Source organism: Dokdonella koreensis DS-123, assembly GCF_001632775.1.
GTDB classification, from domain to species: Bacteria; Pseudomonadota; Gammaproteobacteria; order Xanthomonadales; family Rhodanobacteraceae; genus Dokdonella; species Dokdonella koreensis.
In genome coordinates this window covers 3,898,243-3,922,823 of the sequence record NZ_CP015249.1, presented here as the reverse complement: position 1 = coordinate 3,922,823, position 24,581 = coordinate 3,898,243, and the positions used below count along the sequence as shown (strand labels likewise).

At 72.8% G+C, this 24,581-nt stretch carries 17 protein-coding genes; 9 read left to right on the top strand and 8 right to left on the bottom strand.

Annotation, left to right across the window (positions count from 1 at the left end):
• Positions 1-59: 59 nt before the first annotated feature.
• From I596_RS16000 to I596_RS15985, 4 genes are read left to right on the top strand one after another with little or no spacing between them, the layout of a single operon-like run.
• Positions 60-518 carry a MarR family winged helix-turn-helix transcriptional regulator gene (locus I596_RS16000; protein WP_067650222.1) on the top strand — a complete coding sequence of 153 codons (459 nt, stop codon included), beginning with the start codon at positions 60-62 and terminating at the stop codon, positions 516-518.
• Positions 519-538: 20 nt separating this feature from the next.
• Positions 539-1,990, top strand: a complete 1,452-nt coding sequence (locus tag I596_RS15995) for an efflux transporter outer membrane subunit (protein WP_425478814.1) — start codon at positions 539-541, stop codon at positions 1,988-1,990.
• A 28-nt stretch (positions 1,991-2,018) separates the two neighbouring features.
• On the top strand, positions 2,019-3,206 hold the full coding sequence (locus I596_RS15990) for an HlyD/EmrA/EmrK family protein (protein WP_067650219.1): 1,188 nt from the start codon (positions 2,019-2,021) through the stop codon (positions 3,204-3,206).
• Between the two features lie 27 nt (positions 3,207-3,233).
• Complete coding sequence (locus I596_RS15985) at positions 3,234-4,784, top strand: DHA2 family efflux MFS transporter permease subunit (protein ID WP_067650216.1); 1,551 nt, start codon at positions 3,234-3,236, stop codon at positions 4,782-4,784.
• Between the two features lie 30 nt (positions 4,785-4,814).
• Here I596_RS15985 and I596_RS15980 read toward each other — a convergent pair whose 3' ends face one another.
• Together I596_RS15980 and I596_RS15975 are read right to left on the bottom strand one after the other, a co-directional pair.
• Positions 4,815-6,992, bottom strand: coding sequence for a hypothetical protein (locus tag I596_RS15980; RefSeq protein ID WP_083965655.1), 2,178 nt, complete (start codon positions 6,990-6,992; stop codon positions 4,815-4,817).
• Positions 6,993-7,016: 24 nt separating this feature from the next.
• Complete coding sequence (locus I596_RS15975; RefSeq protein WP_067650213.1) at positions 7,017-9,026, bottom strand: serine/threonine-protein kinase; 2,010 nt, start codon at positions 9,024-9,026, stop codon at positions 7,017-7,019.
• 238 nt (positions 9,027-9,264) lie between these two features.
• Between I596_RS15975 and wsfD the strand changes: the two genes are divergently transcribed.
• The 3 genes from wsfD (at position 9,265) to I596_RS15960 (ending at position 12,564) form a co-directional block, all read left to right on the top strand.
• Entirely contained in the window at positions 9,265-10,719 is a 1,455-nt protein-coding gene (gene wsfD, locus I596_RS15970) for a glycan biosynthesis hexose transferase WsfD (protein ID WP_190278930.1), read from the top strand.
• A 76-nt stretch (positions 10,720-10,795) separates the two neighbouring features.
• A complete protein-coding gene (locus I596_RS15965; protein WP_067650207.1) occupies positions 10,796-11,863 on the top strand; it encodes a class I SAM-dependent methyltransferase in 1,068 nt (355 codons plus the stop codon).
• Positions 11,860-12,564 carry a pseudouridine synthase gene (locus I596_RS15960; RefSeq protein WP_067650204.1) on the top strand — a complete coding sequence of 235 codons (705 nt, stop codon included), beginning with the start codon at positions 11,860-11,862 and terminating at the stop codon, positions 12,562-12,564. Before I596_RS15965 ends, I596_RS15960 begins: the two co-directional genes overlap by 4 nt.
• 16 nt (positions 12,565-12,580) lie before the next feature.
• On the opposite strand, the gene I596_RS15955 is transcribed toward I596_RS15960, so the two are convergent.
• The 5 genes from I596_RS15955 to I596_RS15935 all read right to left on the bottom strand — a co-directional run bounded on the left by I596_RS15955 (position 12,581) and on the right by I596_RS15935 (position 20,906).
• Positions 12,581-12,907: an EF-hand domain-containing protein gene (locus I596_RS15955; protein ID WP_150132213.1), complete on the bottom strand. Its 327-nt coding sequence runs from the start codon at positions 12,905-12,907 to the stop codon at positions 12,581-12,583.
• A gap of 78 nt (positions 12,908-12,985) precedes the next feature.
• Complete coding sequence (locus I596_RS15950; RefSeq protein WP_067650198.1) at positions 12,986-15,178, bottom strand: serine/threonine-protein kinase; 2,193 nt, start codon at positions 15,176-15,178, stop codon at positions 12,986-12,988.
• Complete coding sequence (locus I596_RS18815) at positions 15,175-15,738, bottom strand: ECF-type sigma factor (protein ID WP_067650196.1); 564 nt, start codon at positions 15,736-15,738, stop codon at positions 15,175-15,177. Before I596_RS18815 ends, I596_RS15950 begins: the two co-directional genes overlap by 4 nt.
• Before the next feature lie 158 nt (positions 15,739-15,896).
• Complete coding sequence (locus I596_RS15940; RefSeq protein WP_067650193.1) at positions 15,897-19,385, bottom strand: S8 family serine peptidase; 3,489 nt, start codon at positions 19,383-19,385, stop codon at positions 15,897-15,899.
• A gap of 66 nt (positions 19,386-19,451) precedes the next feature.
• Positions 19,452-20,906, bottom strand: a complete 1,455-nt coding sequence (locus I596_RS15935; RefSeq protein WP_067650190.1) for a choice-of-anchor J domain-containing protein — start codon at positions 20,904-20,906, stop codon at positions 19,452-19,454.
• Between the two features lie 239 nt (positions 20,907-21,145).
• On the opposite strand from I596_RS15935, the gene I596_RS15930 reads away from it, so the two are divergent.
• Positions 21,146-21,496 (top strand): GFA family protein, encoded by a 351-nt coding sequence (locus tag I596_RS15930; RefSeq protein WP_067650187.1) that lies wholly within the window; start codon positions 21,146-21,148, stop codon positions 21,494-21,496.
• 184 nt (positions 21,497-21,680) lie between these two features.
• A complete protein-coding gene (locus I596_RS15925; RefSeq protein WP_067650184.1) occupies positions 21,681-22,016 on the top strand; it encodes a hypothetical protein in 336 nt (111 codons plus the stop codon).
• Positions 22,017-22,049: 33 nt separating this feature from the next.
• On the opposite strand, the gene I596_RS15920 is transcribed toward I596_RS15925, so the two are convergent.
• Positions 22,050-24,578 (bottom strand): winged helix-turn-helix domain-containing protein, encoded by a 2,529-nt coding sequence (locus I596_RS15920; RefSeq protein ID WP_083965650.1) that lies wholly within the window; start codon positions 24,576-24,578, stop codon positions 22,050-22,052.
• Positions 24,579-24,581: the final 3 nt, after the last annotated feature.

The window sequence follows — 24,581 nt, the reverse complement described above, 5'->3', positions numbered from 1 at the left end:
CTGGCTGGTGCGAATACTTGCCTTGACAACTAAACTGGCGAGTTTAGAATGCGCCGCCCATGTGCCCCTCCGAACGCCCGCCGGTCGAAGCCCACTACAGCCTCGGGTCGCTGATCGGCCAGACGCGCAGCGCCCTGGTCGCCTCGATCGAGCGCACGCTGGCGCAGCGTGGCTTCGACATCACGATGTCGCAGTTCCTGGCGCTCAAGCAGCTGGCGGCCAACGGCCCGATGAGCGCGGGAGAACTGGCGCAGGCGCTGCGCCACGACCCCGGCGCGATGACGCGGATGCTGGCCAAGCTGGAGGCGAAGGGCTACCTGTGCCGCCACCCCGATCGACGTGACCGCCGTGCGCTGCGCATCGAACTGACCGAGGTCGGCGCCCGGCTCTGGCAGGACATCCGTGCCAGCGTCGACGCCTGCCTCGAGAACGCACTGGTGGACCTGGATGCCGGCGAGCGCGAGCACCTGGCGACGATCCTCCAGCGCATCCTGCGCACCCTCGCGTGCGAGTCCTGATCTTCCGCTTCCGGAACCCGATCATGCGTCCTTCTCTTGCGATGCTCGTTCTTCCCCTGGTGCTGGCCGCGGGTTGCGCCAGCACCCATGGCCTGCGGCCGGAGGGGCGCCTGCGCGACCCCGACAGCCTCGCTGCGCGCAGCAGCCTCGGCCAGGTCGAGGTGTCGGCGGCGGCCTGGCCCCGGCGCGACTGGTGGCGGTCGCTCGGCGACCCGCAGCTCGACGCGCTGATCGCCGAGGCGCTGGCCGGCAATCCCGGCCTGGAGGCTGCCGATGCGCGCAGCCGCCAGGCGCTGGCGCGGGTCGGCGTCGCCGATGCCGATCGCCAGCCGACGATCGGCGCCAGCGCCTCGTCGTCCGGGCTGCGCATTCCCGAAACCGTGATCGAGCCGCCGACCGGAGGCCACTACAGCGCGCTCAATTCGCTGTCGCTGAGTTTCAGCTACGGCTTCGACCTGTGGGGCGGCAAGCGCGCGGCCTGGGAGGCGGCGGTCGACGAGGCGCATGCGGCCGAGATCGACGCGCAGGCGGCGCGGCTGACGCTGTCGGCCAATGTGGCGCGCAGCTACATCGAGCTGGCGCACGCGTTCGAGCGCGCCGACATTGCCGACCACGAGCGCGAGCGCGCCCGCCATTCGCTGGAGCTGACGCGCCAGCGCGTCGACGCCGGCATCGACAGCGCGTTGCAGCTGCGCCAGGCCGAAGCGGCCGTGCCGGCGGCCGAACAGCAATGGCTGGCGGCGACGGCGAAGATCGACGACGAGCGCATCACGCTGGCGGCCCTGCTCGGTGCCGGCCCGGACCGCGGGCTCGCGATCACCCGCCCGCAGCGGCTGGCGCCGGCCGCGCTGCAGCTGCCGGCGACCCTGCCGGCCGAGCTGCTCGGCCGCCGGCCCGACCTGGTGGCCGCGCGCTGGCGCGTGGAGGCGGCCGACCATGCGATCGCCAGCGCGCGTGCGGCGTTCTACCCCAACATCGATCTCAGCGCGGCGGTCGGCCTGGCGGCACTCGGCGGCGACGGCCTGTTCTCGGCCCAGGGGCGCTACTACCAGTTCGCGCCGGCGATCTCGCTGCCGATCTTCGACGGCGGCCGCCTGCGCGCGAACCTGGCCGGTTCCGACGCGCAATACGACCTGGCCGTCGCCCAGTACAACCAGAACCTCGTCGATGCGTTGCGCGACGTCGCCGCACGGATCACCGCGCTGCGCTCGCTGGTGCCGCAGATCGAGGCGGCGCGCCAGGCGGCACGGACCGCCGCCGACGCGCATCGCCTGGCCGAGGAACGCTATCGCAACGGCATCGGCAGCTATCTCGACGTGCTGGTCGTGCAGCAGCAGCTGCTGGTCGCCGAGCAGCGCGTGGCCGACCTCGAGACGCAGCGCATCGACGGCTCGATCGCGCTGGTGCAGGCGCTCGGCGGCGGATTCGAGGCCGACGCGGCGCCACCAGCGGACGCCGACGCGCACTCCTGATCCCATCGAACATCCAGAGGACATCGTCATGAGCAGTCCGCAACCCCTCGCCGCCACGACCCAGCGCGGACGCCGCCGGCGCCTGCTGGTGCTGCTGGCGGTCGTCGTCGCCGCCGCGGCCGTCGCCTGGGCCGCCTGGTACTGGCTGCACGGCCGCTGGTTCGAGCACACCGAGGACGCCTACGTGCAGGGCAACATCGTGCAGATCACGCCGCAGACCGCGGGCACGGTGATCAGCATCGGTGCCGACGACGGCAACCTGGTGCGGCAGGGGCAGCCGCTGATCGAGCTGGACGTCACCGACGCCGAGGTCGCGCTCGAACAGGCCAAGGCCGGCCTGGCCGGTGCCGTGCGCCAGGTGCGCGGCCTCTACAGCAACGTCGACAGCGGCCGCGCCAACGTGGCCGCGCAGAAGGTGGCGCTGGAGCGGGCCCGCGACGACTTCAAGCGACGCAAGAACCTCGCCGCCAGCGGCGCGATCTCGGCCGAGGAACTGGCGCATGCGCGTGATGCGCTGGCCGCTGCCGAGTCGGCGCTGTCGGCGACGCAGGAACAACTGGTGACCACCCGCGCGCTGGTCGACGACACCGTGATCGCCTCGCATCCGGACGTGCAGACGGCGGCCGCGCGGCTGCGCGCGGCCTTCCTGGACCGTGCGCGCGCCACCGTGGTGGCGCCGGTCACCGGCTACGTCGCGCGCCGCAGCGTGCAGGTCGGCCAGCGCGTGCAGCCCGGCGCGCCGCTGATGGCGGTGATCCCGCTCGAGCAGGTCTGGGTCGACGCCAACTTCAAGGAGACCCAGCTGCGCCACATGCGCATCGGCCAGGAGGTCACGCTGACCTCGGACCTGTACGGCCGCGAGGCGGTCTACCAGGGCCGCGTGCAGAGCCTGGGCGCCGGCACCGGCAGCGCGTTCGCACTGCTGCCGGCGCAGAACGCCAGCGGCAACTGGATCAAGATCGTGCAGCGCGTGCCGGTGCGCGTGGCGCTGGACGCCGCCCAGCTCAAGGAGCATCCGCTGCGCATCGGCCTGTCGATGCAGGTGGAGGTCAACCTGCACGACCGCTCCGGGCCGGCGCTGGCGCAGCAGCCGCCGGCGCAGCCCGCGTTCGCGACCGACGTCTACGGTGCGCAGCTCGGCGAGGTCGAGGCGCTGATAGCGCAGATCGTCCACGCCAACTCCGCCGGCGGCGCGATCGCGGCCAAGACCCCGTAACGCGCCCGGACCCCCGAGGACTCCCCGATGAACGCTGTCGCCGCACCGCGGCCGGACGCCTTCCGGCCCGCCAGCGTCGGCCTGACGACGGTCGGCTTGTCGCTGGCGACCTTCATGCAGGTGCTCGACACGACGATCGCCAACGTCTCGCTGCCGACGATCGCCGGCAACCTCGGCGTCAGCGCCGACCAGAGCACCTGGGTGATCACCTCGTTTGCGGTCTGCATGGCGATCTCGCTGCCGCTGACCGGCTGGCTGACGCGCCGCTTCGGCGAGGTGCCGCTGTTCGTCGCCTCGACGCTGCTGTTCACGCTGGCCTCGTTCCTGTGCGGCATCGCCCAGAGCATGCCGATGCTGATCGCGTTCCGCGCGCTGCAGGGCGCGGTCGCCGGGCCGATGTACCCGGTGACGCAGAGCCTGCTGATCTCGATCTATCCGCCGGAGAAGCGCGGCCAGGCGCTGGCGCTGCTGGCGATGGTGACGGTCGTCGCGCCGATCGCGGGTCCGATCCTCGGCGGCTGGATCACCGACAACTATTCCTGGCCGTGGATCTTCTTCATCAACGTGCCGATCGGCCTGTTCGCCTGCCTGGTCGTGCGCAGCCAGCTCGGCGCCCGGCCGCAGCGCCTGGAACGGCCGAAGATGGACTACGTCGGGCTGATCACGCTGATCATCGGCGTGGGCGCGCTGCAGATCGTGCTGGACAAGGGCAACGACGAGGACTGGTTCGAGTCGACCTTCATCATCGCCACCTCGATCGTCTCGGTGATCGCACTGGCGGTGTTCCTGATCTGGGAGCTGACCGACAAGGAACCGATCGTCAACCTGCGCCTGTTCCGCCACCGCAACTTCGCGGCCGGAACCACCGTCCTGGTCTTCGCCTACGCGGCCTTCTTCGCGATCAGCCTGCTGGTGCCGCAGTGGCTGCAGCGCCAGCTCGGCTACACCTCGACCTGGGCCGGCCTGGCGACGGCACCGATCGGCCTCCTGCCGGTGCTGCTGTCGCCGTTCATCGGCCGCTACGCGCCCAAGTTCGACCTGCGCGTGCTGGCTTCGCTGGCCTTCCTGACGATGGGTGCGACCAGCCTGATGCGCGCGGGCTTCAACCTCGACGTGGATTTCAACCACGTCGCGATGATCCAGCTGATCCAGGGCATCGGCGTGGCGTTGTTCTTCATGCCGGTGATGCAGATCCTGCTGTCGGACCTGCAGCCGAACGAGATCGCCGACGGCTCCGGCCTGGCGACGTTCCTGCGCACGCTCGGCGGCAGCTTCTCCGCCTCGCTGACGACCTTCCTCTGGGAGCGGCGTGCCGACGTGCATCATGCGCACCTGACCGAGCACGTGACGGTCTACGATCCGGCCGCGCAACAGGCACTCGCCACCCTCGGCAACGGCGATCCGCAGCGCGCCGCCGGCCTGCTCGACCAGATGATCACGTTGCAGAGCTACCAGCTCTCGTTCAACGAGGTGTTCCACCTGCTCGGCTGGACGTTCTTCTCGCTGGTGCTGGTGCTGTGGCTGGCCAAGCCGCCGTTCGGCGCCAAGACCGGCGCGCCACCCGGCGGCGGGCACTGAGGCGCGCCGCCCGGCGGCCGGCGCTGCCGGTCACGGCGGCCCGAGCAGGTGTGGGCGCTGCGCGTACCAGTCGGCGGCGCGCAGCAGGTGGAGGTCGCGCGTGTCGTCGCGCAGCTCGACACCGACGCTCAACGCGCGCCAGCGCAGCAGGAGGTCGCCGACCGGGCTGCCGCCGGCGATGCGCATCCGCGTCTTGACCTCGAAGCGGTCGTTCGCGGCCTCGACCCGGTCGAACACGATCGCGTCGCCGCGCACCTGCATCAGGCCGCGTGCGCGCAGGCGGCCGGCGTCGACCAGGCCCAGCACCCAGCGTGGGTAGTCCTTGCGCTCGGCGAACAGCGCCAGCAGCAGGCCGATGTTCTCCATCTCGATCGCCGCGTCGGTGCGCAGCGCCAATGGCCGGCCGGCTTCCACGTGACCGCGCACGATGCCGATGCTGGCCCACCAGTCGCGGCCGGCGGTGCGGCCGGCGTCGGCCACGCGCACCTTGCGCAGGCGCAGGCTGCTGCCGTCGAGGTCGAAGCGGCCGGAGGCGATGTCCGCCCGTGCCAGGCGGCCGTCCAGGTCGAAGTCGCCGGCGAACTCCAGCCGGCCCAGGCGGGCCTGCCCGCCGCGTCCCTCGATGCTGACGCGGCCGCTGGCGATCTCGCCGGCGGCATCCAGGTGCAGGTCACCGCTGATCCGGCTGCGGCCGGCCAGCAGGCGCAGCTCGTTGCGCGGCAGGTATGGGTTGAAGGCGCGCAGGTCCGGGATCTCGGCCTGTTCGAAGCGCAGCCGCGCCTTGAGCGATTCGCGCAGCCCGGCCAGGCTGTCCGGTGCCTCCAGGTCGATGCGCAGGTCGCGGCCGCGCACCAGCGGCGTGCCGGGCGCGTCCACGGCGGCGACGTCGAAGCGATCGATCGCCAGGTCGATCCGTGCCAGCGCCGTGCCCGCGGCGTCGACGAGCTGCCCCTCGGCATGCGCCTGGCCGTCGAAGCGATGGCCGGCGACCGTCGCGGCCACCGCCACGTCCGGAATGCGCAGCGTGCTGCCGGGGCGCAGCAGGCCGCGCTCGAGCAGTAGCCGGGCCTCGACCGCACCGGCGCCTTCCAGCTGCAGCCACGGCGCCTTGAGCAGCAGCGGCCCCAGCCAGGCCAGCGAACCGAACCGCCAATCGAGCGCGACCTCGCCACCCAGGCGCGCGAGCAGCTGCTGCGGATCGGGCGGCAGCGGGACGGCGGTGCCGGCCAGCACCAGCCGGGCGTCGATCGAGCGCGGATCGGTCTCGCTGCGCGGCAGCGTCGCGTCGATGCGGATCGCCTCGTCCTCGACCGCCAGGCGCAGCGTGGCCTCGTTGTCGAACGCGGCGCCAGGGCGCGTGGCCTGCAGCGGCACGCGCAGCGCCAGCGTGCCGCCGGCCGTCAGCGCGCCGCGCTGCCAGCCGAGCGTCGCGGCCAGCGTGCCGGTGCCGGCCGGGTCGAGCGTGCCGGTGATCCGGCCGGCGTCGTCGAGGTCGACCGCCAACCCCGGCAGTGCGCCGTGCAGGTCCAGCGCCGCGTCGGCCAGGCCGAGCTTCGCCAGGCCGCTCGCGTCTTCCCGCCGATGCCGCGGCAGCGCGAAGCGCGCCGTGGCGGCGCCGTCGTGCAGCAACACACGCCCGTCCCAGGTGACCTGCAACGCGTCCAGCCGGGCCTGCGAGGGATAGATCTCCAGCGGTCCGCCGCGCAGCTGCTTGTAGAAGCCGAACGCGACCTGGCCCTGCGTCGCGATGTCGATAGCGCCGATGCGCGCGGTGCGCAGCGAATCGGTGGCGATGCGGTCGAAGCGCAGCGACCAGCCGCCCGGCCGCGGTGGCGGCGGCGTCCGGTCCTGGTCGGTGAGGTGGAGACTGCCCGTCACCTCCGAGGCGTCGATCGAGGCCAGCCGCAGCTCGCGCCCGAACAGCGGCAGCAGCGCGATCCGACCGTGGCCGCGCGCAGCCCGCGCGTTCCAGACGACGCGGCGCACATGGCCGCCGACCTCCACGTTCCAGAGCATCGCGCAGCCGGGCCACCAGGTCAGGCCGTGCGACCACTGCATCTGGAACCGGTCGGGCTTGCGATTGATCGCCCACGGGCCGACCGGCGTGTTGAGGAACAGGTTGCCGGCGATCAGGTACAGGCCCAGCAACCCGGCCGCGATCCAGCCGAGGCGGCGCACGCCGCGCAGGAACGCCGGCCGCGGGCTCACCGGCCTGCGCCGCCGGCGCTGCGATCAGCCACGGCGCCCGGGACGGAACTCGGCCAGGTTGCGATCGACGGCGTCGAGCATCGGATCGACCACCTCGCGGGCCTTCTCGGCGGCGTTGAGCGTCGTGAAGTTGACCTGCTCGGCCGGGCTGCTCCACAGCACGCTGCCGTCGCCGACGCGATACGCCTTGACCGCCACCTGCACGGTGTAGAGCGTCGAGCTCTGGCCGTAGTAGTGGATCTCCTGGCTGCCGACCGGACGGGCCTGCACGAAGACGACCGCATCGGCACGACCCGACAGGGCCTTGAGGTTGGGCTGGCTGCCCGAGACGCTGCCGGCTTCGATCACGCGGAAGCCCCGGCTCTGCAGCAGGTCGGTGATGGCGTCGCGGGCGGGCTCGGCGATGACCTCGTCGCCGCCGAAGACCACCGCCACCGTCGGCACGCGCGGCTTTGCCGGCGCGGCCGGCTTCGGGGGCGGCGGCGCCTTGGCGATCTGCGGCGGCGCGCCGCTTTCGGCCTGGGCGGCCGGCAGGTTGCGCAGGGCCTCGACATCGGCCTGTGCGGCACGTGGCGCCGGCGGTTCGGCCGGTGATGCCGGCGGCGGATCGCTCTGGGCCCGTGCGCCGGCGGTCGTGTCTTCGGGCGGTGCCGCGCCGGTCGTGGCGCCGGGCGCCTGCGGCGCGGCGGTGTCCGGCGTCGGGACCACGGCTGCCGTATCGGCCGGCGAGGGCGTGCTCCCGGCCGCCGGATCCGACGGTCCGGAGGGCGGCGGTGCCGGGATCGGCGGCGTGACGACCGACGAGATCGACGCGCTGGCCGGCGCATCCGCGGTCGCCGCGGTCGCGGTGATGGTCTGGGTCGAGGTGGTGGTCGGGCCGGCCAGGCCGGGAATCCGGTCGCGCAGCGTCCAGGCGCCGGCACCGGCGGCCAGCACCAGCAGCGCGGCGATCGCCCAGGGCAGGGCGCTCGTGCGCTTCGGCGCGGAGGCATGCACGGTCGGCCGGTCGAGGACCGAAGGACGGGCCGGCGCTCCCGGCACCGGCGGCGCCACCGCCGCGCCGGCGCTGATGTGCGTCGGCGCGCCCGCCGACGGCCGGATCGGTGTCGGCGCGGTGATCGGCGTCGTCACCGCGGACGGCAGCGGCGTCTTCTGGCCGATCACGGTCGCGGCAGCCGGCGACAGCTTGGGCTGCAGCGTGATCGGCCCGCTGCGGGCGACCAGCGGGTTGCGCTGCAGGTCGGCGGCCAGCTCGTGGCAGTCCTGGTAGCGGCTGGCCGGGTCCTTGGCGATCATCCGCGACAGGATGCGCGAGGTCTCCTCGTCGACATTGGCGTTGAGCTGGCGCACGTCGGGAATTTCCGCCCGCACGACCTCCAGCATCAGCCCCAGCGGCGACTCGTCGGTGAACGGCATCTTGCCGGTCAGCATCTCGAACAGCACGATGCCGAGCGAGAAGATGTCCGAGCGCCGGTCGACCGGCTTGCCGAGGCACACTTCCGGCGACAGGTAGCCGGGCGTGCCGACGAATTCGCCGGTGGTCGTGAGCTTCTTGGACAGGTCGTGGTTGGACAGCGCGATGCCGAAGTCGGCGATCTTGATCGCGCCGCGGCTGCTGACCATCAGGTTGCCCGGCTTGATGTCGCGATGGACCACGCCGCGGTCGTGCGCGGTCGCCAGGCCCGAGGCGGTCTGGTGGATGACCTTCAGCGACTGCTCCAGCGTCAGCCGGCCTTCGCGCTTGAGCAGCGAGCCGAGCGACTCACCCTCGACGAATTCCATGACGAAGTACGGATGGCCGGCGTCCTCGCCGATGGCGTGGATCTGGATGATGTGCGGGTCGTTCAGGGCCGCCATGCTGCGCGCTTCGCGCAGGAAGCGTTCGCGCACGGCGGGGTCGTCGGCCAGCGAGTCGGCCAGCACCTTGATCGCGACGTAGCGGTTCAGCGCCGCCTCGAATCCCTTGTAGACCACGCCCATGCCGCCGCGTCCGAGTTCGGCGACGATGTCGTAGTGACCCACGCGCTGCTTCATGGCCTTGGCACTCCCCCGGGGGTGTTCCCGTTTTCGATGAAGGCATCCTAGCACCGGCCTGCCGGGGGTATTCGCGGACCGGCTTGGCGGCCGGCACCGTGCCGGCTGCACGCAGCGAGTGCCAACTGCGTCACGCTGTGGTCGCAGGGCGCGGGTATCGTGCCGGGCCGCGCCGCGGCGGCCCGCCCCCGGCGGCGGCACTGGATCGCGGGGGTACCAATTGCCGAGAATGGACCGCATGCACGACACCGCCGATCCACGCCAGCCCCGCGACCGACCACCGGTGCGCGGCTGGGCGCTCTGGCTGGTGGCCGCCCTGCTGGCCCTGGGCCTGGTCCGCGCGTTCGCCATCTGGGCGCACGAGCCGCTGTACGCCTATGCCAACAGCTACGACCAGGTGCGCTATACCGCCTGCTTCGACCTGTACCCGGATCGCCCGGCCGACGTGCCGCCGACGCAGAACAGCCCGGAGGCGCCGTTCGAGCGGTTCCGCTTCCTCGCCACCACCGACCCGATGTGCTACTGGTCCAGCGAGCTGGTGTTCCAGGGCCTGGCCGTGGCCGGCTATCACCTGGCCGAGGCGTTCGGTGGCGGGCCGCTGCATTCGGTGCGCTGGCTCGGCCTGCTGCGCCTGGCGGCGCTGGCGGCGCTCGGCGTGGCGCTGACGGCCGGCTTCCTGCGCCGCGGCCGCACCGGTGCGGCCGTCGTCCACGGCGTGGTCTTCGCCGTGGTGCTGGCCGATCCGGGCAATACGCTCTACCTCAACACCTTCTACGCGGAATGGACCGCGCTGCTGGCGGCGTACGCGCTGTTCACGCTGCTGCTGCTGTGGCACGACCAGCCGCGTTCGCGCGGGCGCTTCTTCGTGCTGGCGCTGCTGGCCTTCGCGCTGGCCGCCAGCAAGATCCAGCACCTGCTGCTGCCGCTGGCACTGGCGCTGGTGCTGCTGGCGGCGGACCGGCTGCGGCTGCGCCGCACCGGCTGGCGCGCGGCGGCGGTCCTGATCGGCGCCCTGGCCGGCCTCTGGATGCAGTTCATCCAGCTGCAGCGGCCCGGCGCGATGGTCGACAGCATCCGCCAGTACAACCATGCGCACGTGGTGTTCACCGCGCTGCTGCCGATGGCCGGTGACCGGCGCGCGCTGCTCGACGAGCTGGGCCTGGACCGGGCCTGCGAGGCCTTCACAGGCCTGCATGCCTGGCAACTGCCGGACATGCCCGACCGAGCCTGCCCGGGCCTGGTCAACTTCACGCGCGGCAAGGAGCTGGCGACCCTGCTGCGCCATCCCGGCCTCACGGCGCGGCTGGCCTGGGGCGGCGTGAAGGCGCTCGATCCCTGGCTGGCGCGCAACATCGGCCATGTCGAAGGCGCCTCGTTCGCGCTGCTCCCGGCCTCGCAGCCGAGCCTCGGCCACCTGCTGCATGCCTGGCCGGCGCTGCAGTGGCTGATCCTGGCCGTGCCGCTGGCCGGTCTCGGCCTGCTGCTGGCGCGGCACGGCCTGCGGCGCGTCTCGGTGCTGCGCGACTACGCGGCACTCACGGCGGTGACGATGGGCGTCACGCTGACGATCACCGTGCTCGGCGACGGCCTGGCCGACGTCGCCAAGCAGGGCCACCTGCTGGTCAATGCCGCACTGGTCTTCGCGATCGTCGGGCTGGCGGCGTTGACTGAGCGCATGCGCCGCCCACGTTGACGCGGCGGACCGGCCTGCCGTGCACCGCGGCAGGCCGTAGAATGACCGGTTCGTTCCGTGCCGGATCCTTACTTGCGTGAATGCCGCCGTCCCACCTGCGTCCGACGCCGCCCTCGACGCCTTGTTCGTGCCGTTTGCCGACGGCGCCCTGGCGCTGCCGGATGGCGCGCCGGTGCTGTTCCTGGGGGCCCGCGCCGGGCGCTGGCAGCAGCTGCATGCCGGTGTGGACTGGCATTGCGTGCAGACGTTCAAGCCGTTCGCCAATGCCCTGGGCCACGCCGGCACCGTGGTGTCCGAGCCGGCCGAGGACACGCGCTTCGCGTTCGTGCTGGTGCTGCCGCCGCGCCAGCGCGAAGCGGCGCGGGCCCTGCTGGCGCGCGCACTCGGCCACGCCGGTGATCACGGGGTGGTGGTGGTCGCACTCGCCAACGACGAGGGCGCCCGTTCCGGCGAGGCCGATCTGGCGCGCCTGGCCGGCCCGTTGCAGGTGCGGTCCAAGCACAAGTGCCGGGTGTTCTGGACGGCGCCGGACGCGCGCCGGCTCGACCGGACGCTGGCGGCCGCCTGGTCCATGCTCGATGCGCCGCGGCCGATCGCCGACGGCGCGTTCGTCAGCCGTCCCGGCCTGTTCGCCTGGGACCGCGTCGATCCGGCCTCGCGCTTGCTGGCCGACGCCTTGCCGGCGGCGCTGCAGGGCCGCGTCGCCGACCTCGGCGCCGGCTACGGCTACCTGGCGGTGCGCGTGCTGCAGCGCTGCCCCGCCGTCCGCGCGATCGACCTGTACGAGGCCGAACAGCGTGCGCTGGCGCCGGCGCGGACCAACCTCGATCGCGCTCGGGCCGCACGCGGCGACGCGGTCGAGACCGCGGTGCACTGGCACGACGTCGCCGCCGGCCTGCCGCAGCGCTATGACGCCATCGTCAGCAATCCACCGTTCCACCAGGGCCGCGCCGGCCAGCCGGAACTGGGCCAGGCGTTCATCGCCGCGGCCGCCGATGCGCTGCTGCCGGGTGGGCGCTTCTGGCTGGTCGCCAATCGCCACCTGCCGTACGAGGCGCTGCTCGCGCAGCGCTTCGCATCGGTGCAGACCCACGTCGTGCGCGAGGGCTACAAGGTCATCGAGGCCGGCGGAGCGCGTCGATGAAGCTGGTGCGCCTGATCGCCAACCTCGGCTACGGCAGCCGCAAGCAGGTCGCCGCGATGTTCCGCGAGGGCCGCGTCACGCTCGCCGACGGCGAGGTGCTCTATGCCGACGACGCGGTCGCCCCTGCCGACGTCCGCATCGACGGCGAGCCGCTCGACCCGCCGCCCGGCCTGTCGCTGATGCTGCACAAGCCGACCGGCTACACCTGTTCCACGCGCGATGCCGGACGGCTGGTCTACGACCTGCTGCCCGAACGCTACCGGCTGCGCAGTCCGCTGCTGTCGACGGTCGGCCGGCTCGATCGCGACACCTCGGGCCTGCTGCTGCTGACCGACGACGGCGGACTGCTGCACCGGATCATCTCGCCGCGTGCGCAGGTCGCCAAGGTCTACGAAGCGGACCTGGCCGAGGACCTGCGTGGCGACGAGGCCGCCCTGTTCGCCAGCGGCACGCTGCTGCTCGAATCGGAGACCACGCCGCTCGCGCCGGCGCGGCTGGAGGTGCTGGCGCCGCGCCGGGCGCGGCTGACCGTCTTCGAAGGCCGCTATCACCAGGTGCGGCGGATGTTCGCGGCCACCGGCAACCACGTCGTCGCGCTGCATCGCGCGGCGGTCGGTGGCCTCGCACTCGATGACCTGGAGGCCGGTGCCTGGCGCGCGCTCGACGCCGCGGCGATCGCGCGGGTGTTCGCCGCCGATTGACCGTGCCGCCGCGCGCTCAGCGTTGCGCGGTCCAGCGTGCGTATTCGCGCGCCGAGATCCGGCCGTCGCGATTGCTGTCGGCGTAGAGGAAATCGGTGGCCAGCAGCGGATAGGCCCGTGCCTCGTCGGCGGAAATGCTGCCGTTGCGGTCGGCATCGAGGGCGGCGAAGGCGGGAGCGGGGCCGTCGGCCGGGTACACCGGCTGGCCCGAGTGCAGCTCGACCTGCGCGCCCTGGCGGTCCTGGAACCGGTGGACGCGGTCGCCGCCCTGCGCCCAGGCGGCGCCGGCGGCCGTGAACGCCAGCACGAGGCCGGCGCAGCGGGAAAGAGCGGGATGGATCATCGCGGCAACCTCCCTACGACTTCGGTCCCCGCAGCCTAGTCCCTGCACCTGAATCGCCGATGGACCGGCAGCGGGAGGTCAGTCGCACGCCGCCAGCGGTGCATCGAGCCGGGCCCGCAGTGCGGCATCGGGTGGGAAGCGCTCGGCGCGCTGCCGGGCGGTCTGCCGCCACTGCGCCGCCTCGGTGCACCGCCCCTGCGCGGCGAGGGCGCCGGCCAGCTTGAGCGGCCGCTGGCCGCGATCCAGTGTCTGGGCACCGCTGCCGTCGCGGTTGAGGTCGAGCATGCGGCGGTAGCTGGCCTCGGCCGCCACGGCATCGCCGCCGGCCAGCAGCGTATCGCCGAGGGCCTCCAGCACGTTCACGCTGAGCGTGTCATTGCCGGGCGGCAGCTGCTCGCAGACGGCCAGCGCCTGCCGGAGCACCGGCACGGCCTCGCCGTGCCGGCCCGCGGCCGCGGTGACCTCCGCGCTCTGCAGCAGGGCCAGCGCATAGTTCGGCGAGGGATTCCCGTAGAGCTGCAAGGCCCCCGCGACGGCTTCGCGCATCGGCTGCGTCGCCTCAGTGTGCCGCCCGACCCGCGCCAAGCTGCCGGCCAGGCCACCGGCCGCCAGGATCGTGTACGGATGGCGTACGCCCAGGTATTCGCGGCCGCTGGCATAGGCGTCCTGGTAGAGCGCCAGCGCCTCGGACGGATCGCCGTCCTCGGCCAGCGCACTGGCCAGGCCGAGCAGGTCCGCGACCAGCGAGGGTTCGCCCTCGGCCAGCAGGCGGCGGCCATGATCGAGCGCCAGGCGCAGGCGTTCGATCGCGGCGGTCCTGTCGCCGGCCGACAGGTCGGCCATCGCCAGGTTCTGCTGGGTGATGTTGTACGTGCGCGCATGCTCGCGGGAGTCCGGGTCCAGGCCGGCGATCGCCTCGACCAGCAGCGCGCGCCGCTCGTCGATCCGCTCGATGTCGTACAGCGTGATCGCCAGCGCCCGCAGGCGCTCGGCCCGCACGAGCGGCGGGGTCTGCGGCTGCGCGCGGGTCAATTCGACCGCCTTGCGCAGCGGCGGCTGGGCGCGCGTGAAATCGCGCAAGGCCACGAAGGTGCGGCCGATCGTGGTCAGCAGCTCGGCCATGACCAGGGGTTCGGTGGCCAGCTCGCGCTCGATGCGCTCGGGTGCATCGGCCAGCACCGTGTCGATGGTCGGGACGCGGCCGCCGTGCAGCGCCGGGTCGGCGGCACGGAACAGTCCCACCATGAACTCGCTGACGTGCCGGGCCGTCTGTGCCTCGCGCTCGGCGCGGTCGCGCTCCCGGTCCAGGCTCCACAGGAAATAGCCCACCACGCCGACCAGGGTCAGGGCACCGAGCACCAGCGCACCGGCCGTCAGGCGGTGGCGCCGCAGCAGGCGGCCCAGGCGATACGCCAGCGCGCTGCCGCGTGCCGCGACCGGGCGGTGTTCGAGTATCGCGCGCAGGTCCGCCGCCAGTGCATCGACGTTGGCGTAGCGGTGCTCGGGCTGCTCGGCCAGCGCGCGCCGCAGGATCGCCTCGGCATCGGCACGCTCGTGCCGTGACAGCCGGCCTTCGAGCAGGGTCTGCAGCAGCCGGCCGATCTGGTAGATGTCCTGGGCGATCCCGGCCGGATCGCCGCGGCGCTGTTCCGGGCTGGCATAGCCGGGTGTCGAGGCGCGCCGCGCGGGATCGTCGCTGGCGTCGTCCAGCGCCGCGGCGATGCCGAAGTCGAGCAGTCGCGGCACGCCGGCGTCGTCGACGAGGATGTTCGAGGGCTTGATGTCGCGATGCACGACCAGGCGCGCGTGGGCATAGGCGACCGCCGTGCAGACCTCGGCCACCAGCCGGATGCGTGCACGCGCGTCGAGGCCACGTTCGTCGCACCACAGGTCGATGCGCACGCCCTGCACCGCGTCCATCGCGAACCACAGCAGGCCCGTGCTGCTGCGGCCGCCGTCGAGCAGGCGGGCGATGTTCGGATGGTGCAGGCGCGCCAGCAGCCGGCGCTCGCGTTCGAGCAGGATCTCGGCGACGCCGGGATCGACCTCCGGCGCGATCAGCTTGAGCGCCACCTGCTGCTCGAACGCACCGTCGGCGCGTTCGGCGAGGTAGACCACGCCGAGGCCGCCCTGGCCGACGAGCCGCAGCACACGGAACGGACCGATCTGGGTACCGGCCTCCAGCGCGGGCAGCGTGTCCACCAGCATCGTCGAGACCAGCCGGCAGCGCAGCGCGCCACCGGGCTCGAAGGTGACCGTCGAGCCGCTCATGGTTCTTCCATGATGTGCGCGAGCCGGCCGCGCGCCTGCGCCCACAGCCATTGCACGGTGCGCATCGGGATGCCGACGGCCTCGGCGGTCTCCGGCTCGGTCATGCCGGCGAAGAAGCGGCATTCCACGACGCGCACCATGTCCTCGTTCTCCTTGCCGAGCTGGGACAGCGCCTGGTCCAGCACGATGAAGCGGTGGGCCTGCTCGCTGAGCTCCCGGTCGACCAGGCCGATGTCGATGCGCGTCTGGTCGCCGCCGCGCTTGGCGGCAGACCGCTCGCGCGCGTAGGTGCAGATGACCTGGCGCATGATCTTGGCGGTCAACGCGAAGAAGTGCCGGCGGTTTTCAGGAATCGCGTCGCCGGCGTCGGCCACGCGCAGGTACCACTCGTTGACCAGCCCGGTGGTGTTGAGCGTGGGCATCGTCGCGCCCTGGGCCAGCTGCCGGCGCGCCAGCCGCTTGATGTCGCCGTAGGCCGAGCGCAGCAGGCGCGTCCACGCCTCGTGTTCGCCATCGCGGGCCTGGTCGAGCAGGCGGGTGATGTCGTCGAGGGGTTCCACTGCCTGTCCGCCGGAGATGACCGGCGGACATAGTGATATGACCGGCGCACCGGCGTCCAATCGGAGCGGTGGCCGGGTGCGGCTGGCGGGACCCGTGCCCGCTGCGCGGCGGCGTCCGCCGCGCAGGTGATCGGAAGCCGGCCGGCCGCCCGGTCCGTTCAAGGACCGGCCTGGCACGTGCCGGGCAGCTCGGCGTCGACGCGGATGTCGTCCAGGTAGAACCCGGCCGCCTGCATGGCCGGGTCCGAGCTCAGCCGCCAGCGCACCAGTACGCCCTGGCCGGCGTAGGCACTCAGGTCGTGGCTGATCTGGACGAACTGGCCGGCGGCGAAGCCGGCCGATTCGCCGGTGAACGCGCTCTGCGAGGCCGGATAGCCGCAGGCGTTGACCGGCGGGTCCATCGTCTGCGCGAAACTGCCCGGGTAGCCGCCGGCGGGCACCAGCGGCGTCCAGGTGGCACCGCCGTCGGCCGACAGTTCCACGACCACGCCGTCCCATTCCGATTCCAGCTGGTAGCGCGCCGCATAACGCAGCTGCGGCGTGCCCGCCGCCAGCGTGAGCGGCACGGTGGCGATCGCCGCGCAGGTATCGGCCGGATAAGCCGGGCCCGGCGCACTGCGGTAGCTGAAGCTGCCGTTGGCGGCCGCGGCGTTGGTGATCGACCACGGCCATTGCTGCTGCAGGTTCGTGCGCGTGTCGGCATCGTCGGTCCAGACACCGGCGCCGGTGCTGCCGGTGCCGCTCGGCGTGGTGCCGATGATGTGCGAGCGGGTGGTGTTGCCGGCCTCGTCGAAGGCCTCGACCTGGTAGAAGCGCGGCTGGCCGTCGACGACATCGGTGTCGCTGTAGGCCGGCATGTCCACGGTCGCGACGACCTGGGGCGCGGTGAACAGCGGCGTCGTGTCGCGCAGCACCCGGTAGGCGACCGCCTTGCCGGGGCAGTTCGCCGTGGCCGGCTGCCACGACAGCCCGACGGTGCAGGTCGCGTGCGCCGACGCGGCGGCCAGCGAGTCGCCGTCGAAGTTCAGCGACATCGAGCAGGCATCGGCGGAGACCACGTCCACGCAGGCGTGCGAGAGCGGTCCCTCCGCGCCGTCCTTCACGGCGCGGACGCGGTAGGCGTAGGCGGCGCCGCCCTGGCTGCGCGTGTCGAGCAGCGTCGCCGACGGCGACTGGCCGACGAAGCGGAAGCGGCCCGGGTCGGCGGTCGCGCAGCTGCCGTCGGCGCGGTAGAGCTGGTAGCCGTCGGCGCCGGCCACCGGCTGCGCCGCGATGCGCACGCCCTCTTCGCCGTTGCCGGTCGTCTGCAGCGAGGCCGGCGCGGCCACGCCCGGCGTATCGTCCGCACCGAAGCCGTCGGCCAGCAGCCGGTCGCCGAGCACGCCCATGCGCGCGCCCACCACCAGCGCATAGCCCTGGCGGTGGCTGGTCGGCCGGCCATTGCCGGGAACCGCGTGCGCGATCACGCGCAGCGTCCAGGCGCCGGCCACCGGTGCGATCACGCGCAGGTGCTCGACCGTGTTGAGCCGGTCCGGGCTGCCGCCGGTCGCGGACTGACCGGCATGGAACACATTGCCGAGGTACTGGCGGCCATCCGGCGCCACCGCCACCAGGTCGAGGTCGTTGACCAGGGCCGGGCTGGCCGCCAGCGCCGCTTCCGGATCGAACCAGGTCAGCGTGACGCGCAGCTCCTCGCCCGCGGCCACCGTCACGGGGAAGGTGTCGACGTCGCCGGTTTCCAGGCCGGCGCCGTTGTCGCGGACCCAGTGTCGCAGGCCGCGCGTGCCGCCCTGGAAGTAGAGGCTGTTCTCGAGCCAGATCCGTCCCCAGCCGACGTTGTGGCTGGGCCAGTTGGTCGAGATCGGCGCGGTGCCGTTGATCAGCGCGGCCTTGAGCAGGGTGCCCGCCGGCTCGCTGCGTTCGCGCGGCGTCGCGCGCCCGAACGGGTACCAGCCGTCGCCGAAGTACTGGCGCAGCAGCGCGGCGCCGCCGGTGACCGTCGGCGCCGCCATCGAGGTGCCGCTGAGCGCCTGCGTCTGCGGTGCCTGCACGGCGGCACCGTTGTCGTCGTTGCCGCGCGCCGACACGATGGATTCGCCGGGCGCCATGATGTCCGGCTTGCGCCGGCCGTCCATCGTCGGCCCGCGGCTGGAGAACGCCGAGGTCGCCGTCAGGTGGCCATGCCGCGTCGACCCGACGGCCAGCACGTTCTTGGCATTGCCCGGCGAGCCGGTGGTGGTGGCCTCCGGTCCGGAATTGCCGGCGGCGGCGACCACCAGCAGGTTCTCGCTCGACCACAGTGCCGCATCGGCCCTGACGTCGTGGCCGACGTAGTAGCCGCCGCTGGAATTGCCCCAGCTGTCGTTGTGGATGCCGGCGCCGCCGGCGTAGGCCTGGGCCAGGGTCGCCCCGAAATCGGCGATCGACAGGCAGCCGGTGGCATCGTCGCCGAGGTCCTGGAACAGCACCTGGGCGCCCGGTGCCATGCCGTCGCCGTCGGTGTAGTCGACGGCACCCGGCCTCGCGTACGGCGCGGCGTCGCCGGCCGCGGTGCCGGTCACGTGCGTGCCGTGGTAGCGGTTGTAGGCCTCGCAGAACTGGTTGTTGTCGTACGCGCTCGCGCCCGGCTGCACCCAGTAGGCGTACACCTTGCGGTCCGGGTAGGTCGCGCCGGTCGCCAGCGGAGCGGGTGCCGGATCGTCCGCATCGGTGATGGCGATGTTCGGGCCGGCGCCCAGGTCGAGCCCGGCGAACCAGTCTTCGTTGCGGTCCAGGCCGCTGTCGGCGATCGCCACGATCTGGCCGTGACCGGTCAGGCCGCGCCGCCAGAGCGTGGCGCGTGCCGGGTCCAGCCCGTCCGCGCAGGCGCCTTCGCCGTCCGGCGCGGTGCACGAGGCCTGGTTGGCCTGGATCGGGCCGACCGAATCGCGGTTGTGCAGGGTGGCCGGCAGGTAGGGCTCGATCCAGGCGATGCCCTCGATCGACGAGGCGGCCAGCAGCAGGGCGTCGAGCGCGGCCGGATGGACATCCACCCGGACCGAGGGCAGGTCGAAGGCGCCGGCACGCGTGCCGATGCCGAGGTCGATGCCGGTCGCCCGCAGCACGTCGACCAGCCGCTCGATCGATTCCCCGCGGAAACCGTGGATCTCGAGCGCGACGCGGCCCGACGGCGCGTGGCGCGCGGCCACGCTGCCGTCGAGCAGACCGGTCGCGAGCTTGAAGCCGGCCGGGTACGGGGCGCTCCAGCGCACCGCCGGCGCGTTGCCGATGCGCGCCAGTGCATCGGCGTCGCCGCGGACCTGGAAGGCCGTGTTCGGCAGGTGGCCGACGATCTCGGCGCCGGCGCGCGCGATCGCGGCCCGTGCCGCCGCCGACTGCCCGGCGCGGTACTGGACGATGCCGTAGCGTGCATCCGCGCGCGCTGCGGCGCGCGCCGCCGGGAACGCGATGCGTTCGCGCAGCGGATCGAAGGCGCCGGCCTGCAGCACCAGCAGGGTCGCGTCCTCGCGCAGGCTCTGGATCGTTTCCGGGGCGGGTGCCTGCAGCGGCAGGGTGTGCAGCAGGGGCGGGGCGGCCTCGCCGCGGGTGGCCAGCGCGAGCAGGACGGCAGCGGCGAGCGCAGGCCGCGACAGGGTCAGGACGGACATCGGACGGGACTCCTGATCGAGGGATCGATCGATGGATGAAGGGGCGGCACGGCGTTCTGCCGGACGTCAGCGCGATCCGGTTTCGGCGGCCGGATCGGCGAGGTTGACGCGCAGCAGCAGGCTCGCGTCCGGAGCCCCGCCGATGTTCTCCATGTCGGTCGGCTCGGGATGGTCGCCGCAGTTGTCGCCACGGAAGGCCATGTACGACGGGGCGGTCTGCGTCTGCGCGTTGAAGCCGACGTAGAACTCGCGGTGGAACTCGTTCTTGCGGATCTCCACGACCAGGTCGTGGGTGGCCGCATCGGGCACCGTGCCGGTCACGGCGACGGTGCGGATCGACAGGCGGTCGTTCTGGTCGACGGTGATCGTGCGCGCGCCGATCTGCTCCAGGTTGGCATAGACGAAGTCCGCCTCGTTGGGAATCGCATAGAGGCGCACCTCGACCGGAACGGTGCTGTAGCTGCGCTCGACGGCGAAATCGACCGAGTCGACCGACACGCGCCCGTCCAGGCCGAACTCGCCGTCGAGGTCGAAGCGGCGCAGCCAGGACGTCGGGGCGACGCAGGTGGCGACCAGGCCGTCCACCGGCGCGAAGGTGCCCGTGTTCTGGGTGATCGAGCGCGGCGCGCCAGGCTCGAAGCCGTCGGCGAACAGCGGCGTCGCCCGCAGCGGACATGCCCCGGCGCCGTGCAGTTCGACGCTGTCGAGCGCGATCATGTTGCCGTTGCCGACGCCGGAGAATGCGCCTTCCACGTCCATCGCACCGGTGACGTAGTACTGGAACGCGATGCGTCCGGTGCCCGATGCGGGCAGGTCGGTCAGCGTGAACTGGCGCCAGCCGTTGTAGGGATAGCCCAGCAGCCCGGCCGGGTCGTCGTTCATGCCCAGCTGCGGATTGATCGTCAGCAGCGTCGTCGTGAAGGCGCCGGTGTCGTGAGGGCCGGTGCCCACGTCGCTGCAGTCGCCGGTCGTGCACAGGCGCACCACCATGCGATCCGGTGCGTCGGCCCAGATCGGCGCGTACTCGTAGAACCCCTTGCGCGTCCAGAAGCTCAGGCGCATGCCGGGGCGGAACGTGATCTCGGGCGTGACCAGCCAGTTGCTGAGCACGCCGGTACCGGTGCCGGTGCCCGGTATCATCAGCACCGAGTGCGCGTACAGGCTCGTGAAGATCACCGAGTGCGGCGTGCCGGCATGCGCGTTGAAGAACAGGCCCTCGACGTTGGAATCGAGGTACTCGATCTTCTGTTCCCAGCGGGAGCCCTTGCCCGGCATCAGGGCCTGGTCCCATTCCTGCTCGAGCGTGCTGGTGTTGCGGCGCAGCCAGCCGCCTTCGGCGAACAGCGACTCGACGTCCTCGAAACCCTCGCTGCATTCGCCCGGTGCGTCGCCGGCCGGCGCTTCGGCCACCGTCGGCGGCCGGTCCCAGCGCGGCGGTGCCGCCGCCGCGGGAGCGGCCAGGCCGCCGCATACCCCAGCCAGCAGCGCCAGGAGCGCCGGTGCGATCGTTGCTGTGTTCATACTCTTCCCCGGAACGTACGGGATACGGCGCGTTCCGCTCGGCGCGTATCGGTTCATCGACGGTCCCGGCGAGCGGGACGTCCCTGCGGATCGATAGATAGACTTCAATAGGCAAAACGGCGGCCGATCACGCAAGCCGGCCGCGGCGGGGGCGGTGGCCGGCGTCGGCGCGAGCCGCTTGTCCGGATCCGAACGGGGCGCCTATAGTCGCCGCTCCATCACGCTGCGGAGCGCCGGACATGTATTCGGGAAGCTGTCATTGCGGACGGGTCGCGTTCGACGTCGCCGTCGAAGGCCCGATCGGCGACGTCGTGGAGTGCAACTGCTCACATTGCAGCCGCAAGGGCTACCTGCTGTGGTTCCAGCCGCGCGAGCAGGTGACGTTCCGCTCCGGCGAAGCGGACCTGGCGACCTACACGTTCAACAAGCATCACATCCAGCACCGCTTCTGCACGCACTGCGGCTGCGCGCCGCTGGGCTTCGGCACCGGCCCCGACGGTCGCGCCACCGCCGCCATCAACGTGCGCTGCCTGGAAGGCGTCGAGCTGGACACGTTGAAGCGCATTCCGTTCGACGGCCGCAGCTACTGAGGAGGCCCGCCGGGCGGGCCCGGAACCGGCCGGCCGGTTCCGTGGAGCTGCCGCGCCTCGAGCGCTGGCTGGCCAGGGAGGCCGAGCGGGTCGTGTCGCGTTTCGACGCGTCCGGCACGTTCGATCCGTGGCATGCACACCCGGACCCTCACGGCTACGGCAACACGGGGACGGACGCCAGGCAGTGGTGCTCCGCCGGCTCTTCGGCGTATTCGCGCAGTTGGCGGACCGGCTGTGGGTGCGCCGCCATGATCTGCAGCTGTTCGTGTCGGTGGCGGCCGACGATTCCGCGAGCGATGCGGTGTACGTGCACACGTCGCGCGCCGCCGCCGCGCCGTTTCCGTACGTGGCCGCCGGCTTTTCCGGTTGCGCGGACCTACCCGACTGGCTGGCCCGCCACGTCGACGCGGCGGAGCAGGCGGTCGGTGCGAAGCGCTGGGATGACACCACCTTTTACCTGATCGAATACACCGGCTGGCCGCATCGGGTGCTCGGCCGGGCCGCCGACCCGCGGTCGTGAGATCGCTTCGCCGGGCCGGCTGCTGCCGCCGGCTCAGTGCTTGCCAGGTTCCGGATCGGCATCGGGGGGCAGCGAACGCTCGCCGGCCAGCGCCTGGGCGCGGTCGAGCGCCGAGCGCCAGGCCTGCGCCTGGCCCAGCGCGCGATACAGGCGGGCCTGCAGCGCGGCGGCGGCGAAGTCGCCGGCCGCGTAGCGGTCCAGCTGGCCGACGATCGGCACGGCACGGCGCAGCTCGCCACGGGCGATCAGCGTATCGGCCCAGGAGATCGCGACCTCGGCCAGGTCGAGCGGCACGTTCTGCCGGTTGGCGTCGCTGAGCGCCTGCGCGTACAGCGGATCGGCCGCCGATGGGCGGCCTTCGGCGACGGCCTGCTCGGCCAGCGCCAGCTGCGCCTGGATGCGCACCGAGCTGTTGCCGGTGCTCTCGGCCCAGGTCGAGAACGCCTGCGCGGCCTGCGTCGCTTCGGCGACCCGGTCCAGCCGGCGCAAGGCGCGCAGCGAGATCAGCCAGGCGTCGGCGCGCGCGCTGTCCAGGTCCGGGCCGGTCGTCGCCGCGCTGGCCGGTGCGGCCAGCGCCAGCGCGTCCTCGACCTGGCCGCGTGCCAGCGCGACGCGTGCGCGCTCGATCGCGACCAGCAGCGCCGACCCGGGCTCGCGCGCGGTGTCGATCGCGCGACTGAGTTCCTCGAGCAGGCCATCGGCCTCGCGCCACCGGCCCGAGTCCACCAGGGCCTGGGCGCGCCGCAGCTTGATGAGCTGGGCGGTCTCGACGTTCAGCGGTCCGGCGAGCAGGGCCAGGCCGCGCTCGCTGGTGGCGAGGCCGGCGGCGGGCTGCAGCAGCGCGCGATGCGCGACGACCTGGTTGGCCAGGGCGGCCGCCAGCTCGCCGGAAATGCCGAAGCGCTCGAACTGCACGGCGGCACGCTCGAAGCTGGCGAGCGCGGCGGCCGGATGGTTGCGCATGCCGTTGAGCGCGCCTTCGTTGAGTTCGATCTGCGCCAGGCCGAGCGAGTCGCCGGCCAGCTGCATCGCGATGCGCGCCTGCGCGAAGTCGGCCAGGGCATCGTCGTGACGGCCGAGCAGGCTGCGGGCGACGCCGCGCCGCATATGGGTCTTGCCGATCAGGGCCGGGTCGCCGTGGCTCTCGAGCAGGGCCAGTGCGTCGGTGGTCTCGCGCTCGGCCTGGGCGATCTCGCCCAGGCGCACGTGCACGGCGCCCAGCCCGCTGACGACGCGTGCCCGCAGCAGCGGATAGGTTTCGGCGGGAAGGTCGTCGAGCAGGCGCGCCAGCACGCGGCCGGCCTCCTCGTTGCGGCCGGCGACGAAGTCGATCTCCGCCTCGCGCAGCCGCAGTTCCGGCGTGGCGCGCACCGCGGCGGGGGCGGCCAGCACCAGGCGCCGCGCCGTCTCCAGGTCGTCGATCAGCAGGGCGGCGTCGATGCGCGACAGGCGCTCCTCCGCGTCCGGGCTGGCGGCCGGTGTCGCCGCCTCGGTGGCGGTGCCGCCGACCGCGCCGAGGAGCTGGTCGGTGGCGATCCGCGCCGCGGTCATCGCGTCGTCGGCCCGTCCCGGGAATGCCCGCGGGGCACCGCCGCGCTCGCGCAGCTCCAGGTTCACGGTCCAGCCGGCATCGGCCTGGCGGATCTGCGGGACCACCTGCCAGCGCGGTTCGAGCGTGCGCTGCACGCGTTCGGCCAATGCCGCCGCGTCGGTGCCCGACCGCAGCAGCGAGACGACGTTCTCGCTCGGCGCGACGCGCTGGCCGGCATGGCGCAGGCGGCCGGCCACGAATTCCATGACGCCCAGCCGCAGCCAGGACCATTCGGCCGGGGCGTCCACCGTGGCCGGCAGCACCGCGACCAGGTTGTCGGCCTGCGGCGGGACGGACCCGGCCGGTGCGGTGGTTGCGGCCGGGGGCGGTACCGCCGGTGCGCTCGCCAGGCGCTGGCGCTGCCAGGCGAGCGCCGCCAGGCCGGCGAGGACCAGCGCGAGTACCGCGCCCGCACCCCACCACCGGCGGTCGGGCGAAGTCGGCCGGGGGGCCGGCTCGGTCGCTGGTGCCGGGATCGCCGCCGGGCCGGCGGCCGGCGCTTCGTCCGGCGTGATGCCGGCGTCGGCGGCCGGCGGAGGTTCGGGGTCGTCGCTTTCGGCGACGACCTCGGCCACCCAGCGGTAGCCGAAGCCGGCGACCGTGCGGATCATCTGTTGCGCTTCGCCGGAATCGCCGATCGCGCGGCGTGCCTTCAGCATGACCTGCGCCAGCTGGGTATCGGCCACGTCGGCCTTGCCCCAGACCGCCGCCATCAGCTCGTCACGGCCGACGGCACGGTCGCGGTGCTCGATCAGGTAGGCCAGGCAGTCGAAGACGCGCGGCGACAACGGGCGCAGGCGGCCGTCCTCGGACAACTCGCGTGTCGCCAGGTCGATCAGATGGGAGCCGAAGCGCAGCCGTCGTGTCACCGGGGCGAGGGTAATCGCCGCGTGCGCGCGTGACCAGAGCGCCGCTGTGGGCGGCGCTCCGGCTGCGAATCCGCCCGGTGTCGCCAGGGCGGAGGATGTCATCGT

Coding starts and splice junctions, on each gene's coding strand:
- I596_RS15940 (WP_067650193.1), bottom strand. CDS start 19,385: ATGTCCGTCCTGACCCTGTCGCGGCCTGCGCTCGCCGCTGCCGTCCTG.
- I596_RS15960 (WP_067650204.1), top strand. CDS start 11,860: ATGAAGCTGGTGCGCCTGATCGCCAACCTCGGCTACGGCAGCCGCAAG.
- I596_RS15955 (WP_150132213.1), bottom strand. CDS start 12,907: ATGATCCATCCCGCTCTTTCCCGCTGCGCCGGCCTCGTGCTGGCGTTC.
- I596_RS15975 (WP_067650213.1), bottom strand. CDS start 9,026: ATGAAGCAGCGCGTGGGTCACTACGACATCGTCGCCGAACTCGGACGC.
- I596_RS15920 (WP_083965650.1), bottom strand. CDS start 24,578: ATGACATCCTCCGCCCTGGCGACACCGGGCGGATTCGCAGCCGGAGCG.
- I596_RS16000 (WP_067650222.1), top strand. CDS start 60: ATGTGCCCCTCCGAACGCCCGCCGGTCGAAGCCCACTACAGCCTCGGG.
- I596_RS15930 (WP_067650187.1), top strand. CDS start 21,146: ATGTATTCGGGAAGCTGTCATTGCGGACGGGTCGCGTTCGACGTCGCC.
- I596_RS15990 (WP_067650219.1), top strand. CDS start 2,019: ATGAGCAGTCCGCAACCCCTCGCCGCCACGACCCAGCGCGGACGCCGC.
- I596_RS15950 (WP_067650198.1), bottom strand. CDS start 15,178: ATGAGCGGCTCGACGGTCACCTTCGAGCCCGGTGGCGCGCTGCGCTGC.
- I596_RS15935 (WP_067650190.1), bottom strand. CDS start 20,906: ATGAACACAGCAACGATCGCACCGGCGCTCCTGGCGCTGCTGGCTGGG.
- I596_RS15985 (WP_067650216.1), top strand. CDS start 3,234: ATGAACGCTGTCGCCGCACCGCGGCCGGACGCCTTCCGGCCCGCCAGC.
- wsfD (WP_190278930.1), top strand. CDS start 9,265: ATGCACGACACCGCCGATCCACGCCAGCCCCGCGACCGACCACCGGTG.